Origin of the sequence: Nocardioides xinjiangensis (genome assembly GCF_017916385.1) — a bacterium.
In the GTDB taxonomy this organism is placed as follows: domain Bacteria; phylum Actinomycetota; class Actinomycetes; order Propionibacteriales; family Nocardioidaceae; genus Nocardioides; species Nocardioides xinjiangensis.
Genome location: NZ_JAFMSW010000001.1, coordinates 2496233 through 2513622, shown reverse-complemented (window position 1 = coordinate 2513622; position 17390 = coordinate 2496233). Strand labels below are relative to the sequence as shown.

General features: G+C 72.6%; 12 protein-coding genes. 2 read left to right on the top strand and 10 right to left on the bottom strand.

Annotated elements, in window-relative coordinates; genetic code table 11:
• Positions 1–2: 2 nt before the first annotated feature.
• The 9 genes from rpsD to J3P32_RS11850 form a co-directional block, all read right to left on the bottom strand.
• Positions 3–611: a 30S ribosomal protein S4 gene (gene rpsD, locus J3P32_RS11890; RefSeq protein ID WP_210439946.1), complete on the bottom strand. Its 609-nt coding sequence runs from the start codon at positions 609–611 to the stop codon at positions 3–5.
• Between the two features lie 28 nt (positions 612–639).
• Positions 640–1035: a 30S ribosomal protein S11 gene (gene rpsK, locus J3P32_RS11885; RefSeq protein WP_056906616.1), complete on the bottom strand. Its 396-nt coding sequence runs from the start codon at positions 1033–1035 to the stop codon at positions 640–642.
• A gap of 70 nt (positions 1036–1105) precedes the next feature.
• Complete coding sequence (gene rpsM, locus J3P32_RS11880) at positions 1106–1480, bottom strand: 30S ribosomal protein S13 (protein ID WP_210439945.1); 375 nt, start codon at positions 1478–1480, stop codon at positions 1106–1108.
• A gap of 231 nt (positions 1481–1711) precedes the next feature.
• Positions 1712–1825, bottom strand: a complete 114-nt coding sequence (gene rpmJ / locus J3P32_RS11875) for a 50S ribosomal protein L36 (protein ID WP_004008316.1) — start codon at positions 1823–1825, stop codon at positions 1712–1714.
• A gap of 49 nt (positions 1826–1874) precedes the next feature.
• On the bottom strand, positions 1875–2096 hold the full coding sequence (gene infA / locus J3P32_RS11870; RefSeq protein ID WP_056599768.1) for a translation initiation factor IF-1: 222 nt from the start codon (positions 2094–2096) through the stop codon (positions 1875–1877).
• Between the two features lie 244 nt (positions 2097–2340).
• Positions 2341–4848, bottom strand: a complete 2508-nt coding sequence (locus J3P32_RS11865) for a transglutaminase-like domain-containing protein (protein WP_210439944.1) — start codon at positions 4846–4848, stop codon at positions 2341–2343.
• Positions 4845–6041, bottom strand: a complete 1197-nt coding sequence (locus J3P32_RS11860) for a DUF58 domain-containing protein (protein ID WP_210439943.1) — start codon at positions 6039–6041, stop codon at positions 4845–4847. The genes J3P32_RS11865 and J3P32_RS11860 overlap by 4 nt, the downstream gene beginning before the upstream one ends.
• Positions 6042–6049: 8 nt before the next feature.
• Entirely contained in the window at positions 6050–7021 is a 972-nt protein-coding gene (locus J3P32_RS11855; RefSeq protein WP_210439942.1) for an AAA family ATPase, read from the bottom strand.
• A 79-nt stretch (positions 7022–7100) separates the two neighbouring features.
• Positions 7101–13373 carry an Ig-like domain-containing protein gene (locus tag J3P32_RS11850; protein WP_210439941.1) on the bottom strand — a complete coding sequence of 2091 codons (6273 nt, stop codon included), beginning with the start codon at positions 13371–13373 and terminating at the stop codon, positions 7101–7103.
• Positions 13374–13542: 169 nt separating this feature from the next.
• Here J3P32_RS11850 and J3P32_RS18510 point away from each other — a divergent pair, with 169 nt between their 5' ends.
• Positions 13543–14733, top strand: coding sequence for an FHA domain-containing protein (locus J3P32_RS18510; protein WP_210439940.1), 1191 nt, complete (start codon positions 13543–13545; stop codon positions 14731–14733).
• Positions 14730–16136, top strand: coding sequence for a serine/threonine-protein kinase (locus J3P32_RS11840; RefSeq protein ID WP_210439939.1), 1407 nt, complete (start codon positions 14730–14732; stop codon positions 16134–16136). Before J3P32_RS18510 ends, J3P32_RS11840 begins: the two co-directional genes overlap by 4 nt.
• A 64-nt stretch (positions 16137–16200) precedes the next feature.
• On the opposite strand, the gene J3P32_RS11835 is transcribed toward J3P32_RS11840, so the two are convergent.
• Positions 16201–17235, bottom strand: coding sequence for a TerC family protein (locus J3P32_RS11835; protein WP_210439938.1), 1035 nt, complete (start codon positions 17233–17235; stop codon positions 16201–16203).
• Positions 17236–17390 lie beyond the last annotated feature (155 nt).

Below are 17390 nucleotides of genomic sequence, written 5' to 3'. Positions count from 1 at the left end.
GGTCACTTCTTGGAGTAGTACTCCACGATGAGCTGCTCCTGGACCGGGACGTCGATCTGCGCCCGGACCGGGACCTGGTGCACCAGGATGCGCATCCGCGAGGGGATGACCTCGAGCCAGGCGGGGACGACGCGCTCGCCGTGGGTCTCACGGGCCACGATCAGCGGGGTCAGCTCCAGCGACTTCTCGCGCACGTCGATGATGTCGTGGTCGGTGACCTGGTAGGACGGGATGTCCACCTTCTTGCCGTTGACCAGGAAGTGGCCGTGCACGACGAGCTGGCGGGCCTGGCGGCGCGTGCGGGCGAAGCCGGCGCGGTAGACCACGTTGTCGAGGCGGCACTCGAGCAGCTGCAGGAGGTTGTCGCCGGTCTTGCCCTGGCGGCGGCTGGCCTCCTTGTAGTAGCGGACGAACTGCTTCTCCATCACGCCGTAGGTGAAGCGCGCCTTCTGCTTCTCACGGAGCTGGAGCAGGTACTCCGACTCCTTGATGCGGCCGCGGCCGTGCTGGCCGGGGGCGTAGGGACGCTTCTCGAAGGCGGAGTCGCCGCCGACGAGGTCGACACCGAGACGGCGCGACTTGCGGGTCATGGGACCGGTGTAGCGGGCCATGTGTCAGTCTCTCTTTCTCAGTCTCGGGTCAGACGCGGCGGCGCTTGGGCGGCCGGCATCCGTTGTGCGGGGTGGGCGTGACGTCCTGGATGGTGCCGACCTCGAGGCCGATGGCACCCAGCGACCGGATGGCGGTCTCACGACCCGAGCCCGGGCCCTTGACGAAGACGTCGATCTTCTTCATGCCGTGGTCCATGGCGCGACGGCCGGCGGCCTCGGCAGCCATCTGGGCGGCGAAGGGGGTGGACTTGCGCGAGCCCTTGAAGCCGACGGTGCCGGCAGAGGCCCACGAGATCACCGCACCGGTCGGGTCGGTGATCGTGACGATGGTGTTGTTGAACGTGCTCTTGATGTGGGCTTCGCCCTGGGCGACGTTCTTCTTCTCCTTGCGGCGCACCTTGGTCGCGCGGCTCTTGGGAGGCATTCAGTAACTCCTGAGGTTCTGGTCGGGAAGCTTCGTGGAAGAGGTCAGTGAGACGCCGTGAGGCGTGCGATCACTTGGCCTTCTTCTTGCCGGCGACGGTGCGCTTGGGGCCCTTGCGGGTGCGCGCGTTGGTCTTGGTGCGCTGGCCGCGGACCGGGAGGCCCATGCGGTGGCGGCGACCCTGGTAGCTGCCGATCTCGATCTTGCGGCGGATGTCCGCCTGGACCTCACGCCGGAGGTCACCCTCGATCTTGAAGTTGGCTTCGATCTCGTCGCGAAGCTTGACCAGCTCCTCGTCACCGAGCGTGTGGACGCGGGCGTTCGGGTCGACACCGGTGGTCTCGAGCAGCTGCTTGGCGCGGGTACGGCCGATGCCGTAGATGTAGGTGAGGGCGACCTCGATGCGCTTGTCGCGCGGGAGGTCAACACCAACGAGGCGTGCCATGTGGCGGTTTCCTTGTCTGTTCGTGCGCTGGTTTCTGGTCGTGTCGCGTCCCATCCCGCCTCGGGTGGGCTCCGGCCAGTGCTCCGGAGGTGACTTCGGTCGGGCGGTGCCCGGCCTAGCGATCACGTTGTGGTGTTTCAGTTGTGCGGTGGTGCGGTGGTCCTGCTCGGGTCGAGCCGCAAGCGGCCGCGCCGCTCGCCCTGCTCGTCCGGCGGAGCCGGACGAGGTCGCTCAGCCCTGCCGCTGCTTGTGGCGGGGGTTCTCGCAGATGACCATGACCCGGCCGTGACGGCGGATGACCTTGCACTTGTCACAAATGGGCTTGACGCTCGGGTTGACCTTCATGTCAACGCCTTTCTCACGGTGTAGCTGGCTCGCTACTCGGCTGGCAGTGTCACTTGTAGCGGTAGACGATCCGACCCCGGGTGAGGTCGTACGGCGAGAGCTCCACCACGACCCGGTCCTCGGGGAGGATCCGGATGTAGTGCTGGCGCATCTTGCCGCTGATGTGTGCGAGCACCTTGTGCCCGTTGGCCAGCTCCACGCGGAACATGGCGTTGGGGAGGGCCTCCACGACGGTGCCCTCGATCTCGATCACGCCTTCTTTCTTCGGCATGTCCTCCACAATCTGTCGCAGTGCTGGATCAAAATGCGTGTCTACCGTCGGCCCGGGAACCGCCCGGCTCCTGCGCGCAGGTGGCCGGTGGACCTCGTGGGGCGTCCCGGGAGCCCCTTCCCGGGCGCGCACCGACACGTCAGGGACGAGTCGCACGAGATCCGGGCAGCCGCGAGGCACCACGACACACAGCCCACGTTGGGCCGACGAGCCAGTCTAGTCAGGCGACCTGCGAGAACGCCAATCAGCGAACCCGGCGCGAACGCCGCGCGGTCGGCACGACACGCCCGGTCGCGGGGGCCGCGGCGTCCGTCGCGGCGGCGCCGGCCTCCGGGCGGGCGTCGGGGCGCCGGCCGCGCACCGCCCCGGGCGAGGTGCGTCGCAGCGAGCGCAGGCTGATCGCGGCGCGGACGCGCTGCCAGCGCCCCACCTCCTGCGACATCGCGCGCCGCTCGGCGTCCACCTGCTCCCAGTAGGACCTCGCGGCGCCCGCCTCCGGCGTGCGCGGGCCGAACACGAAGCTGTCCGCCCGGCGGGCGAGCGCCCCGGCCTGGCCGGAGACGATGCCCACCGACTGCTCGCGACGGGTGACGGTCGGGCCCAGTGGGACGACCTGCCCCAGGTCGCGGGCGTGGTCCACGAGCTCTCGCCAGGCGCCGACGAAGCGTGCCGACGGCGAGCCGGCGCTGCGACGACGGTGGCGACGCAACGCCTTGAGCCCGACGATGCCGCCGAGGACCAGCGCGACGAGGAGCACGGGCACGCCGACGTAGCCCAGGACGACACCGAGCCAGGACGGCACGCCCGGGATGAGGCTCTCCTCGTCCTCGTCGGCCTTCTTGCGGGTCGCCTTGCGCTCCTTGAGGTCGGCGTCGCTCTGCTCCCCCGCGTCGGACGGCGGCGGGATCGGGTTCGGCGGCGGGATCACCGTCCCCGACATCGGTGTGTTGGTCTCGGGCATCTGCTCGGCCGGCGGCGTCGTCGACATGAACGCCTCGGTGGGCAGCGTCTTCCACGAGCCGTCGGCGGCGCGCAGCTCCACCCACGCGGACACGTGCTTGCCCATGACCGTGCCGTCCTCCGGCACGACCGCGCCGAGCACGACCCGTGCGGGGACGCCGATGCCGTTGGCGACGAGGGCCATGGTCGCGGCGTACTGCTCGTCGTTGCCGACCATCTGCGGGGCGTTGACGAACTCGTCGGAGAGGCGCCACACGCTGTGTCCGGCCACGTAGATGCGCTCGGTGCGACCCACGCCGTCGGAGTACCTGCCCTGCGTGCGCAGGTGTTCGGCGGCGGCCAGGACACGGTCCATCGGGTCGGGGCCCGCGTCCTCGGTCCACTTCTCGGTCGGTCCCTGGATGAAGGTCGCCCCGCTCGGCAGGGGCGCGAGCTCGGAGGAGCCGACGGTCTCGTCGGTCAGCTCGTCGTCGGGTCGCACCGCCGTGAAGGAGTAGCGGTCCCCGGGCTGCATGCCGGTCGGGACGACCGCCGTCGACGTGGCGAGGTTGTAGCGGAACACCTCCGCCTTGGTCCGGGCGTCGCTGGTCTCGAACTGCATGGACTGCAGGGCGCCGACGGTCGGCAGCCACACGCCCCTCCACCCCTCGCCGAGGGTCACGGTGACGTCGACCGCCTCGCCCTCGACGGGGTTGTCGATGGTCGACGACACCCGCTGGAAGGAGTCGTCGGCCGGACCCGGCAGCGCGTCGTCGCTCGCCCCCCACACCATGCCGTCGTAGCGGTCCATCGTGGCGAACCGGACCCGCGTGCCGGCCGGGACCCCCTCGACGTCGAGCAGCGCCTTGTCGTAGACGTTGGTGGCGTCGGTCCTGCCCTTGAGGTCGACGTACTTGCGGAAGCCGGCGAGCGGCGAGGGGTATCGCCCGATGTCGAAGGGCGGCTCCACCCAGTTGCGCGCGACGGCGCGCTCGGTGTCGTCCTCGGTGAAGATCGCGCTCGCCGGGTAGGCGATGCCGGCGGCCGCGGCGAGCATGGCCACCGCCCCGACGCCCCTGACGTACGACGTGGCCCCGCCGTGCACGGTGGCACTGGCCCGGCGGGCCCGGACCGCCAGCCACGCGAGCGCCAGGCCGGTGAACACCGAGCCCTGCACGAGCAGCGACTGGGGGTGGCGGACGCCGAGCAGGATGGCGCCGGACAGCACGACCGTCATGCCGACGACGGGGAGCATCGCGGCCAGCCAGGCGCGCCGCACCGGCAGGTGCGCCAGGCTCAGGCCCATGAGACCGGCGAGCATCCCCGCCAGCCACGGGAGCACCAGCAGCGGCCCGTCGCCGTCGACCGGCGGCAGCGTGGTGAGCAGGTCCTTCCAGCCGAAGACCGCCTGGTCGGCGAGGCGCGCCAGCGTCGCACCACCGGGCAGGGCGTAGGTGTCGCCGAGCGAGCGCAGGCACAGCGGACCGCCCAGCAGGAAGAACAGGGCCAGGCAGATCACGACGGACGAGACGACCGGCCACCCCGCTGCGCGGGTGAGGTGCGTGACCACCACCGCGATGACCACCCCCGCCATGCCGACGACGAGGTAGCCCACCCCGGTGAACGACGTGCCGAACGCGGTGAGGGCCACCCCGGCCAGGGCGAGGGTGAAGGCGATGTCGGTCCACGAGTGCCGGTCGGGCAGCAGCGCGTGGGGCCGTACGCGGGTGCGGGTGCCGGTCACGGAGGGCGACGTGCCACCGGGGCCGCCGGGGCCGCCGGGGCTCCGGCGCGCGCCCGGACGGGGGCTCACCGGACGCTCCACCGGAGGAGGCCGCCGAGGTCGTCCTTGGCGGCGAGGTGGAGGACCGGCAGGCCGCCGGTCTCGGTGACGCGGCTGTTGCCGGCGGGGTCGACCACGATGCCGAAGCGACGCACCTCGGGCGGGAACGCCGCGGCGCAGCGCAGCATGTCGGTGAACGGCGACTCGCTGCCGCCCACGAAGAACGCCAGGCTCGTGTCGGGTGCCAGCACGGTGGCCTGCCGGCCGGACTCCACCAGGCCGCGGTCGCCGAAGTCGGCGCGGCAGACCGCGTCGAGGGCCAGGTGCCCGTCGGAGCCGGACGAGGCGTGGCGGCCGCAGACGAAGGACACGTCGAACTCGTCGAGCACCGCCCGCACGGCGATGGAGGCGGCGACGGCCATCGCGGTCTCGAAGTCCTCCGGGTCGGCCCACGACGCCAGCCGGTCGTCGACCACGATGGTGGCGTGGCTGCGGCGGGTGTCGAGGTACTGGCGCACCAGCAGCGCGGACTCGCCGGTGGAGGCCATCACCTTGGCCGACGAGCGCCAGTGGATGTGGCGCAGGTCGTCGCCGGGGACGTACTCGCGCAGGGCGTGGAAGGCGAGGTCGCTCTGGCTCACGGCGTCGGTCGAGACGCCTTCGAGGTCGCGCAGCAGGCCGGCGCCGAGGGACTCCATCGGCACCAGGTGCGGACGCACCAGCACCTCCCGGACCGGCGTCCAGACGACGTCGCGCGAGAAGATGCCGACCGGGTCGCCGCGCCGGGTCATCGCCGGCCCCACCGCGATCACCCCCCGCCGCTCCGTGCGGATCGTGAACGACTCCTCGTGGGCGGCGCCCGGCGCCAGCGAGCTGATGCCGTAGCGGTGCACGGCCGAGCCCACCGGGACCTCGAGGGTCGTGGGGACCAGGCGGGAGGCCGCACGGTTGACGACCAGGACACCGGCCGCCACCGACTCCCCCGCGGCCACCCGCTCGGGCTGCAGCCGCAGGTCGACCGAGACCGTCGTGCGACCCACCAGGAAGGGCAGCGCCAGCGCGACGAGCACCAGGCACGCGGTGCCCAGGACCGCCAGCTCGCGCCACAGCGTGAAGACGGCGACGAGGAGCGCGCCCAGGCCGAGGCCGACGACCAGCCAGCCGATCGGCTTGACCACCTCGAGCGCGTCGTTCAGCCGCCCCCTGAATCCCTGTGGGCCCATCGGACGCGTCAGACCCCCACGCGGTCGGTCGGCGGGGCGACGGCGTCGAGCAGGCGGGAGATCACCGTCTGCACGTCGACGCCGCTGAACTGCGCCTCGGCGTCGAGGAGCAGGCGGTGGGAGAGCACCGGCTCCGCGAGGTCCTTGATGTCGTCGGGCACCACGTGGTCGCGCCCGTCCGCGGCCGCCCACGTCTTGGCGACGCGCACGAAGGCCAGGCAGCCGCGGGCCGAGAGACCCAGCTTGACGTGCGGCTGGCGCCGCGACTCCTCCGCGAGCTCGGCGACGTAGCCGATGACCGCCGGGTCGACGTAGACGTCGTCGGCGAGCCCGCTCATCTGCGCGATGGTGGCGGCGGTGATCACGGGCGTGACGAGCGCCGCGCGATCGCGTACGGCGGCGTTGTTGAGCAGCTCGACGGTGGCCTGACGGTCCGGGTAGCCCACGGAGGTCTTCATCAGGAAGCGGTCGAGCTGCGCCTCGGGGAGCCGGTAGGTGCCGGCCTGCTCGATCGGGTTCTGGGTGGCGATCACGAGGAACGGCCTGCCCACGGGGTGGGCGACGCCGTCGACGGTCACCCGGCCCTCCTCCATCACCTCGAGCAGCGCCGACTGGGTCTTGGGCGAGGCCCGGTTGATCTCGTCGGCTAGGACGATCGTGTGGAAGATCGGGCCGGGGTGGAACTCGAACGTGCCCTTGTGCTGGTCGTAGACCGTGACGCCGGTGACGTCCGACGGCAGCAGGTCCGGGGTGAACTGGATCCGCGCGTGGCTGCCCTGCACGGTGTTGGCGAGGGCCCGCGCCAGCATGGTCTTGCCCGTGCCGGGGAAGTCCTCGAGCAGGATGTGCCCCTCGGAGAGCAGGCAGGTCAGCGCCAGACGGACGACGTGGCGCTTGCCGAGGACGGCCTTCTCCATGTTGTCCGTGAGCTGGTCGAAGGTCGACCTGAACCACTCGGCCTGTTCGTGGCTGATCGTCAAGGGTGCTCCTGGTGGTGTCGGTGAGTCGCGAGGTACGAGCGTGCGGGCCCGGCGGACCTCGGCCCGGCGGCGGCGTCGGCTACGGAGGAGGGAAGGCGAAGCTGAAGGACTGGTCCGGGTAGTTGGCGGAGAACTCGCACCGGCCCGACACCGTCTCGCCGGCGTCGTAGTAGGCATCCACCTGGCCGGAGGAGCTGCCCGCACCCTGCGCCACCCGCGAGGACGGCCACGGGAACTTGTCGAACCGGCAGCGCCAGATGGCGTCGGGCGCGTCGGGCGCGAACGTGACGCTGAAGTGCACGAACCCGCAGGACGCGGTGTCGCAGGGTCGCTCGGGCGGGCCGTCCCAGCAGTCGTTGCCGGCGTCCAGGTCACCGTCGGTGCACGCGGCGCCTCGGGACACGCCGATTGCGGGCGCTGGGGGCGGGCCGGAACGGTCCGTGCGGGAGGAGCGGTCCTCTCCCCGGCCGCCGGGGTCGTCGTCGTACAGGCGCACCGAGATGGTGGCGTTCTGGTTGTAGCCCGACGCGGTGTACGTCTTCTCGAACGAGAAGCGGCCCGGCCCGCCCGGACGGAACAGCTCGGGGGCGCCTCCGTCGACCTGGACCTCCACGATGCTCGGGTTGCCGTTGCTGGTGCCGGTGATGGTCCATGTCACCGTCCTGCCGTTCACCCGTCCGGGACCGACGTCGTCGAGCATGCCGTCGAGGCGGCCGTAGGTCTGCACGTTTTGCTGCCCGCTCAGCGTGCAGCCGACCGGAGCGTCCTCGTTGCACACCCGCAGCTGGACGGGGTAGGGCTGCTCGTTGCTGGGCGTCGCGAACCGCACGGTGTTGGTGCCGGTCTGCTGGTCGAAGTCGCGCACCACCTGTCCACCGACCAGGACGCCGACGCTGCTGGTGCTGCCGCGCGAGTCGGGCACCGTGTAAGTGACCTCGGCCTCCTGGTTGGCGCCGGTCGCCCGCACCTGGAACGCGCCCCACGCGGCGGGCCGACCGACGGCCTCGATCGACGTGCCCTCGCTGGGCTGCGACCGGTTGCCGGGCTCACCGAGCGGCTGGTTCGCCGCGACCACCCGGTAGGTGTAGACGAGGCCGTCGTAGGGCACGCCGGTGTGCGTGCAGGTGAGCGACGCCGTCCGCTGGCACCCGGGCACGGGACCCGACGTGGCGCCGTTGGCGTAGCTGACGGTGTAGACGGTGGGTCCCGGCCCCTCGGGCAGGACGGGCTGCCAGCTGATGCGGAGGTTGGTCTGGTTCGCGCCGGCCTCGAGGTCGGTCACCGCGGGCGCGGCCGGGACGGGCGGCGTACCGAGCGACTGCATCTCCGGGGACGGCCGCGGCGGTGAGTAGCCCACCGCGTTCTGTGCCTTGATCGTGAAGACGTACTTCTCGTTGTTGTCCAGACCGGTCGCCGTGTAGGAGGTGACGTCGCCCGGCACGACCGCCTGGCCGCCCGCCCAGGTGATCGTGTAGTCGAGGATCTGCGAGGTCCTCGTCGCCGGGCGGTCCCAGGCCACGGTGATCTGCTGGTTGCCCCGGTCGGCCATCGTGATGTCCTGGACGCGCCCGGGCGCCGTGTCGGCCCGCGCGGAGCGGGACAGGTCGCTCCACTCGCTGGCCCCGACGCGGTTGACCGCCTGCACGCGGAAGCTGTAGCGCCCACCGGTCTGGAGCTTGCGGAAGACGCACTCGTTGGTGTCGCACCGCTGGGTCGCGCCTCGCCGCTCCTCGCGGACGACGTAGTGGGTGATCGGCGCGCCGCCGTCGTCGTCGGGCGGGGCCCACGACATCTTGATGGTGCCGACCTCGGAGTTGGTCTGGTAGGGCCGCGGCTCGCCCGGCTGGCTGGGGGTGCCGATGACCTGGAACTGGATGCTGCCCTCCGCGGTGCGCGACGACGGCGGGTCGGAGTCGGCGACGTCGCTGACGACCAGGCGGAAGCTCGCGCGGACCCCTCGGGTGTCGCGCTCCGCGGTCAGCGTGAGCCGGCTCCCCTCGGTCGTCGCGCGGACGCCGGGGTTGCCGGTGCTCTGGACCGACACGATGGTCGGGTCGGGCTCGGCCACCCCGGCCCGGAGGTAGGCGCCGATGTCGTAGGTCCGGCTCTGGCCCGCCTCCATCGTCTCGACGCGGATCGGCGACAGCCGCGGCGGCGGCGCCTGCGCCAGCCGGAACCGCACCTCCTCGGTGTTGCTCTCCCCCGCCCGGACGGCCAGCACGGCCTCTCCGCCCTGGGTGGCGGTGTCGGCCGCGCTGATCGCGACGACGGAGCCCTCGACACCGCCGGCGTCGACCCCGTCGACGGACTGGCTCCACTCGGCGGAGTACGCCAGGCCGGCGGCGTCGCGCGGGTCGAGGGTGAAGACCTTGCAGAAGGTCGCGATGTCGAGGTCGACGCGCTGGCCCGCCGAGATGGGCACGACGGTGGACGGGCACTCGAGCGACGGGGTGTCGTCACCGACCTGCACCGGGATCGAGAGCAGCGCCGTCACGCCGTCGTCGACGGTCGTGGCGTCCTCGTTGCCGCTGGCGTCCCTCGCGGTCGTCACCTCCACCAGGAGCGCGCCCGGGCCGCGGAAGCCGGGCGACGCCGAGAGGGTGAAGCGGTTGTCCCCGTCGGGGCCGGCGACGAGCGCCGACGGCGACGCCGACCACGACCGGCGCCCGGACGCCAGCCGCACCTGGGCGCCGTCGGGCGCGGCGACGTAGTCGGAGACCTTGCCGCTGGTGCTGCCGCCGGAGTCGAGCTCGATGAGCGCGTCGGGCAGGACGTAGGGCAGGCCGTTGCCCGTCGGCGGGATGTAGACCGACGCGGCGGCCGTGGCGCCGTCGGCGTCGCGCACCACGAACGGCAGCACCTTCGGGGCCTCGCCGCGGTCGGCCCTCACCTGGACGCCGTCGACCACCCGGGCCGAGTCGTCCCCGGACACCTCGGCGACCGCGAGGTCGGCCGCGTCACCGTCAGGGTCGTAGGCACCCTCGAGCACGTCGACCACCACGCTGCCGCTGTCGTCGGCCCGGCCGAACGCGTCGTGGACGACCGGCGGGTTGTTGTGGTCCGGGGCGGTCGTCAGGGTCATCGTCGAGCGAGACTCGTCGAGCCCGTTGGTGACCCGGTAGACCAGCACCGTGGGCGGCGCGTCCGCCGCGTCCGGCGCCGGCACCGTCACCAGGTTGGTCTCGGGGTCCAGCGTGGCACCGCCGGGGGCGTCGAGCAGCTCGACCTCGACCGCGTCGCCCGCCGCGATGAAGTCGTTGGCCAACGGGTCGAAGGTCGCCGTGCGGCCGGGCTCGACGGTGAGCCGGTCCTCGACGGCCAGGGGCGGCTGCGGCTGGCCGGGCGCCACCACGGCGACCCGCACCGTGCCGGTCGCGAAGGCGCCCTGCGAGTCGACCACCGAGTAGGTGAACTCGTCGGTGCCGACCGTGCGGGGGTAGGCCTGGTACTCCAGGAAGTTGCCGCCCACCGCCACGATGCGGCCCAGGCGCGGCGCGGAGGTGATGCCGGTGACGGTGACCGGGTCGCCGTTGCGGTCCACGCCCACGCTCGGGACGCGGATCTTCACGGAGTCGGCGGACACCACCCGCCCCTCCAGCGTCGGGGGCTCGGGCGGGTCGTTGGGGTCGTCCGCGGGGACGATCGTGACCTTGAGCGTGCCCGGGGCCCGCTTGCCCTCCAGGTTCTGGGCGACGTAGGTGATGGTGTAGGTGTCGCGGTCCTCGATCGCCTCGGGAGCGACGTAGCGGACCACCCTGCCGGACACGAACGCGCTGCCGAGGTCGCCGGTCACGTCGATCGGCGCGGCGACGTCGAGCTGGCCGGGGGTCTGGCTCTCGACGAGGTCGTTCAGCAGCGTCAGCCGGTCGCCGGCCGGCGACACGTCGTTGTCGAGCACGGGCACCGACACCGACGCGCCGGCGCGGACCACGACCCGGTCGGAGACGGTGATCGGCGTGTTGTCGGCCGGGGCGGGACGCTGGGTGACCACGACCTCGCCACGCACTCCCGTGCTGGTGCCGTTGCTGATGGTGTACGACACCGTCTGGGTGGCGGGAGCGAGTGTCGGCTGGACCGCCGAGATCCGCAGCCAGCGGCCGTCGACGATGGCGACGTCGAGCTGCCCGGGCCGGTCCCCCGCCGCTCGTTGGACCACCAGCAGCCCGCCGGCAGGATCGAGGTCGTTGGCGAGCACGTCGACGGTGCCGGGTGCCTGGCCGTAGACCGTCAGGGTGTCGGGCATCGCGATCGGGTCGGCCGCGCGCTTGGGCCGCGGCTTCACGTCGACCCGGATGGTGCCCTGGTCGAGCGGCGCGTTGCCGTAGCCCGCGTCGTAGCTGAGGAAGTAGGTGCCGGCCCGGTCGCCGGTGAAGGTGATCTGGCCGGAGTCGAGGTCGGAGACGATCCTCGCCCCCGGCTGCTGGGGCACCTTGCCGCCGAGCGCGAGCTCGGCGTCGGTGTCGTTGGGGTCCGACCCCGGCAGGTCGTTGAGCAGGGGACGGATCTTGATCGGCTTGCCGACCTCGCCGCGCACGACGTCGGGCTCCGCGCTGGGCGCGAACGACGTCTGGTCCTTCGGCGCCTGCACCTGGAAGCTCATCGACGTGCGCACCGGTGCCGAGCGGCCGTCGGTCACGGCCAGCTCGACCCGGACCAGCTGCGCGCCGTCGGCCGGTCCCGTCGGCGCCGAGAAGCGGATCCGCCCGTCGGCCGTCGTACGGGCGCGCGCACCCGACTCCTCGCCCCCGACCGCCTGGGCCGAGTCCAGCAGCAGCGTGTCGCCGTCGCTGTCGTCGCGCCAGTCCGAGAGCACCGGTACGGCGAGCGCGCCGCCGTGCGGCACCTTGTAGGTGGGCTTCTCGTAGCCCTCGCGCAGCGTCGGCGGCTCGTTCTGCCCGGTGCCCCGCACGGTCACGTCGATCGCGGCGTGCGCCGAGGCGCCGTTGCGGCCGTCGTCGATGAAGTAGTCGAACCGCGTGGGGCGGGCGTCGTCGGGCATCTGCAGGACGAGCGTCTGGCCGTCGGGGCTGATCTCCACGCGAGCGCCGCCCGAGGGCTGGTCGACGTCGACGATGCTCAGCAGGCGCCCGTCGGGGGCCGAGTCGTTGTCGAGCGGGTGCAGGACGGTCGTGCGGCCCGCACGGACGCCGTAGGAGTCGGGCTTCGCCCGGGGCGGGCGGCGATCCGCCTCGGTCTGGTTCTCGTTCTCGTCGTCGTCCTCGTCGTCCTTCTTCTTCGACGTGAACGCCTCCCAGTTGTCGATCTCGACCGGTCGGTCCTGCTGGACGTCCCAGACGGTGCCGCTGTTGGCGTCGTTGAGCACGATCTCCCCGCGGTTGACGCGGAACGCCAGGCTGGTGGCGTCGCCGCCCAGCGGGTCCTCGTTCACCTCCTCCGAGCCGCACTGCACCGCGACGGCGCCCAGTCCGCCGGACCACGCGCCGTAGACGCAGGCGCCGAGGCGTACGGGAGCCGCGGGCGTGCCTGCCATGTCGGAGACGGTGGTGACGTCGCCGGACTCGAGGTCGACGCTCAGCAACCCGTCGGGCGCGCCGACCAGCACGGCGTCGTAGGACGGGCCGGCCTGCTGGAGCCGACTGCCGGGCGGGACGGACGCCGTGGCACCGTCGAGCACACCGAGCACGCCGGCGTCGCTGTCGAGCGTGACGACGCGGTCGCCGACGGTGGTGACCTCGGAGACCCGGCCGGCGTCGGCGGGCAGGTCACGGGTCCGCGGCTTGCCGAACCCGGTTCCCTCGGGCGGCACCGTCGTGAGGGTGCCCTCCTCGGTCGAGGTGGCGACGATCGTGCCGGACTGGCTGACGGCGAGGGCGGCGCCCTCGCCCGCCGTCGCGAGCGGGTCGGTCTGCCGGTCCACCGCGGTCATCACCGGCTTGCCGACCTGCGGGTCGTAGCGCACCGCCCAGAGGTCACCGGTCTCGGCGTCGGCGGTGGCGAGCGTCCCCCCGGCCATCCGCACGTCGCCGGAGACCGGGACGGCCGCGGCGCCACCGTCCTGCGCCTCCAGGCGGCTCGTCTCCAGGGCCTGCCCGCGGCTGGCGTCGGCGTTGAGGGTGACGACGGCCGCGCCGTCCTGGACGACGTCGAGGCGCGCCTTGCCGTCCTGGTTGGGCACGACGCCGTCGAGCTGGTTGATCGGCTTGTTGAGCCGGCCGGACCAGCCCTTCCTGCCGTTGACGACCCACACCCCGCCGTCGTTGAGGTCGGCCTCGTGCTTCTTGTAGCCCTGGGCGCCGAGCGCCTGGACGACCACGGCGGTGCAGGCGATCGCCAGCGCGACGCCCGAGGCGATGCCCGCCCGGTGGCGACGCAGAGCAGTCGCACGTCCCACGCCGGTCCCCCTTGACCCCCACGGATGGCCTGCGCCCACCGCAGTCACCCACTGGAGGGTAAGTATGTCCCGGAACTTGCGACAAGTTTTCGACAAGTCCGAACCGTGTGCACCCGTCTGCCGTCATGGGTGATGATGGAGCGGTGGGCGTGGACGAGGGGGGTCGGCGGTGATCGTGGAGGCGCGCTACGCCGCCGGGTCGGGCGTGCTCATCGGCAGCGGCGCCCACTGGGTGCTGCTGAGCGACCCCGTTGACGAGCGGGTGGTGCAGGAGATCTGGGACGTCGTGTCGCTGACCGCGCCCTCCGGCGCGAGCGTCGCCGAGCGCGTGCTGGCGGTCGTCGAGAAGGCCTTCGAGGGCGACCCGCCGGGCCTGGCCCTGGTCGACTTCACCTCCGGGGCGTCCACCACGCTCTCGCGCGGCACCGGCCACGTCCGCCTCGCCGGGCCGGTGCGGGTGCTGAGCATCGACGCCGGCGCGGACCCCGACGGCGTGGCTCCCCTGCGACGCCTGGTGGGCGGAGTCGTCGCAGCCGGCCGCGTGGAGCTCGAGCCGGTGTCCCTCCGCACTGCTGCGCCCGTGCAGCACGCGCGCGCCTCCGAGCCGCCCGCGCCCGCGGGGGCCCTCATCGACGGCATCCCGGCCTCGATCCTGGCGGCCAAGGGGCCCGACGGCCCACCTCCCCGCAACCGGGTCCGCCGGCGCGTGGAGGACACCGGCGCCCTTCCCGACACCGCCGAGCCCGACCCGCTGCTGGTGGAGCGCATCGAGGAGGGCACGCACGCCACGATCCGACCGGCGTCCGCCCCGCACACCGCACCGGCCGCCGGCGCGGCCGGCGACGGGGTGGGGCCGGCGTCGACGCGCCCGGCGCACCTCGCGCACAGCACGGCCCCGACGGTGCTGGCGGTCAGCTGCCCGCACGGGCACCTCACCCCGCCGGCCGCGCCGCAGTGCCGCGTGTGCCACCAGCGGGTCGCACCCCAGGAACCGCGCCGGGTCGAGCGTCCCTCGCTCGGGGGGCTCCGCCTGCCCACCGGCGAGGTGGTGCCGCTCGACCGGGGGGTGATCCTGGGTCGCAAGCCCGCGCCCCCGGAGGGCAGCACCGACTGGCCGCACCTGGTCCACCTGCCGGCCGACCACTCCTTCGTCTCCCGCCGCCACCTCCAGGTCGAGCTCGATGGCTGGGACGTCGTCGCGCGCGACCTCGAGAGCCGTGGCGGCACCACCATCGCACCGCCCGGGCGCGAGCCCCAGCGGATGCGGCCGGGCGACGCGTACGTCCTGGAGCCGGGCACGGTCCTCGACATGGCCCAGGTCTACGCCGTGCGCTTCGAGACGGGGGCGGTCGCCCGGTGAGCGCCCCCGTCATCCCCGGGTTCACGTTCGTCGAGCACCTGGGCAGCGGCGGCTTCGCCGACGTGTTCCTCTACGAGCAGCAGTGGCCGCGCCAGCGCGTGGCCGTGAAGGTCGTGCGCCCCGACGTGCCGCTCACCGACCGTGAGAAGTACCTCTTCACGGCCGAGGCCAACGCGATGGCACGGCTGGCCGACCACCCCTACATCGTCTCGGTCATCACGGCCGGCGTGACCGCCGAGGGCGGTCGTCCGTTCCTCGTCATGCGCTACTGCCCCCCGCCGGACCTCGGCGTGCGGGTGCGGTCGAACCCGATGGCGCCCGTCGACGCGGTGTCCACCGGCATCAAGCTCGCCAGCGCGATCGAGACCGCGCACCGGTCCGGGATCCTGCACCGCGACATCAAGCCCAGCAACGTCCTCGTCACCACCTACCACGAGCCGGCCCTGACCGACTTCGGCATCGCCGGCCACATCGCCGACGTCGAGGGCGACAACGACGTCCGGATCTCCTACCCGTGGTCGCCGCCGGAGCTCCTCGACGGCCGCTCCAACGGCTCGGTCGCCTCGGACGTCTACTCCCTCGGCGCCACCATCTGGCACCTGCTGGTGGGCCGGTCGCCCTTCTCCATCCCCTCCGGCGACAACTCCACCCGGGCGCTCAGCGCGCGCATCCTGCATGCCGCTCCCCCGGCCACCCAGCGCCCCGACGTGCCGCCCGCGCTCGACCGGCTGCTGCAGCAGTGCCTGGCCAAGCGGCCCGAGCACCGACCCGCCAGCGCCCTGGAGCTGGCCCGCGCCCTGCAGCGGATCGAGGCGGCGGCCGGCTGGCCCCGGACCGCCGTCGCGGTGGAGGGCGACCGGCCCGACGCCGCCGTGGCGCCACCGGAGGTACCCGTCGTCCCCGAGGACGCGACCGCGATGAAGCCGGTGACGGTCATCTCGGCGAGCGGCCCCCGCCGCATCGCCGCGCAGGACCCGGCGCCGGCGCCGGCGGACGGCGAGGGCGGCGGGAGCGGCGTGCCCGCGCTCGTGTGGGCCGGCGTGGGCGCCGCGGTGGCCGCGGTGCTCGTCGGGTTCCTGGTGCTCGGCGGCGACCGCGAGGAGGATCCCGGCGTCGTCGTTCCGCCCCGGTCCCGGACGCCCGAGCCCGTGGTGCCCGACCAGCTGACGGAGGCGGTCTCGCTCACGGGCAGCCGCACGCCGCGCGGAGTGCTGTTCGAGTGGCGGCCCCCCGTCGACATGGAGCCGGGAGACAGCTTCAGCTGGCACCGCGACGACACCGGCGAGTACGGCGACACGCCCCGACGGCGGCTGCTGGTGCGCACCGACGAGCCGGTCTGCCTCGACGTGCGGATGACGCGCGGGCAGGACAGCTCGCCCAGCGCGAGCCAGTGCGTGTCGTGACCTGACGCGCCACGGCGGCCGCGGCGCGGGCCGGGCCCGCGGCGCGGCCGCCGTCAGCGCAGAGTCAGTCGTCGTCCCAGTCGCGGCGCGGCCCGGTGGCGGCGTCCTGCTCCTGGCGCGACATGCGGCTGGACGCCCAGAGCGACAGCACGGCGGTGATCGCCAGCGTGGCCACGATGACCACCAGGGAGAGCCAGATCGGGATCTCGAGCCAGGCGTAGTCGAGGTGCTCGCCGCCGTTGATGAACGGCAGCTCGTTCTCGTGCAGGGCGTGGAAGAACAGCTTCACGCCGATGAACGCGAGCAGGAACGCCAGTCCGTAGGACAGGTAGATGAGGCGCTGCAGGAGGCCGCCGATCAGGAAGTAGAGCTGGCGCAGGCCCATCAGCGCGAAGATGTTGGCCGTCAGCACCAGGTAGGGCTCCTTGGTGATGCCGAAGATCGCGGGGATCGAGTCGAGCGCGAAGAGCAGGTCGGTGGTGCCCAGCGTGAGGATCACGATGAACATCGGCGTGATCATCTTCTTGGCGCCCTCGCCGGTGACCAGGAGGCTCTTGCCGTGCCACTCCGACGTGGCCGGGAAGCGGCGCTCGACGAACGCGACGAGCTTGTTCTCCTCGAACTCGTCCTCGTCCTCGTCCTCGCTGCCCTCCTTGGCCAGCTTGATGGCCGTGTAGACCAGGAACAGGCCGAAGAGGTAGAAGATCCAGCTGAAGTTGCTGATCGCGGCGGCACCGACGGCGATGAAGATCGCGCGCATCACCAGCGCCATCACGATGCCGATCATCAGCGCGTACTGCTGCAGCTCACGCGGCACGGCGAACTTCGCCATGATGATGATGAAGATGAAGAGGTTGTCGATGGAGAGCGAGTACTCCACCAGCCAGCCGGAGTAGAACTCCAGCGCGGGCGTGCCGCCCGAGGTGTACCAGACGCCGAGGCCGAAGAGCAGCGCCATGCCGACGTAGATCGACAGGTAGGTCGCGCACTCCTTCATGCTCGGCTCGTGCGGACGGCGGCCGACCACCGCGAGGTCGAAGGTGAAGATCGCGAGGGTCACGACGGCGGTCGCGATCCAGACCCAGGTGGGGACGTCCACGCTGTTGCTCCTTGAGGGGGTGAGGTGAGGTCGGTGCCCGGGCAGCACACGGACACCGGAGGTCTCTTCCGCCCGCCCGTCGGCGGACCGTCGGGCGAACCAGTGGCACCGGGCGGCGCTCGCGCGACACCGTGATGACGACACCACAGCCGGGG

Coding starts and splice junctions, on each gene's coding strand:
- rpsD (WP_210439946.1), bottom strand. CDS start 611: ATGGCCCGCTACACCGGTCCCATGACCCGCAAGTCGCGCCGTCTCGGT.
- rpsK (WP_056906616.1), bottom strand. CDS start 1,035: ATGCCTCCCAAGAGCCGCGCGACCAAGGTGCGCCGCAAGGAGAAGAAG.
- rpsM (WP_210439945.1), bottom strand. CDS start 1,480: ATGGCACGCCTCGTTGGTGTTGACCTCCCGCGCGACAAGCGCATCGAG.
- rpmJ (WP_004008316.1), bottom strand. CDS start 1,825: ATGAAGGTCAACCCGAGCGTCAAGCCCATTTGTGACAAGTGCAAGGTC.
- infA (WP_056599768.1), bottom strand. CDS start 2,096: ATGCCGAAGAAAGAAGGCGTGATCGAGATCGAGGGCACCGTCGTGGAG.
- J3P32_RS11860 (WP_210439943.1), bottom strand. CDS start 6,041: ATGGGCCCACAGGGATTCAGGGGGCGGCTGAACGACGCGCTCGAGGTG.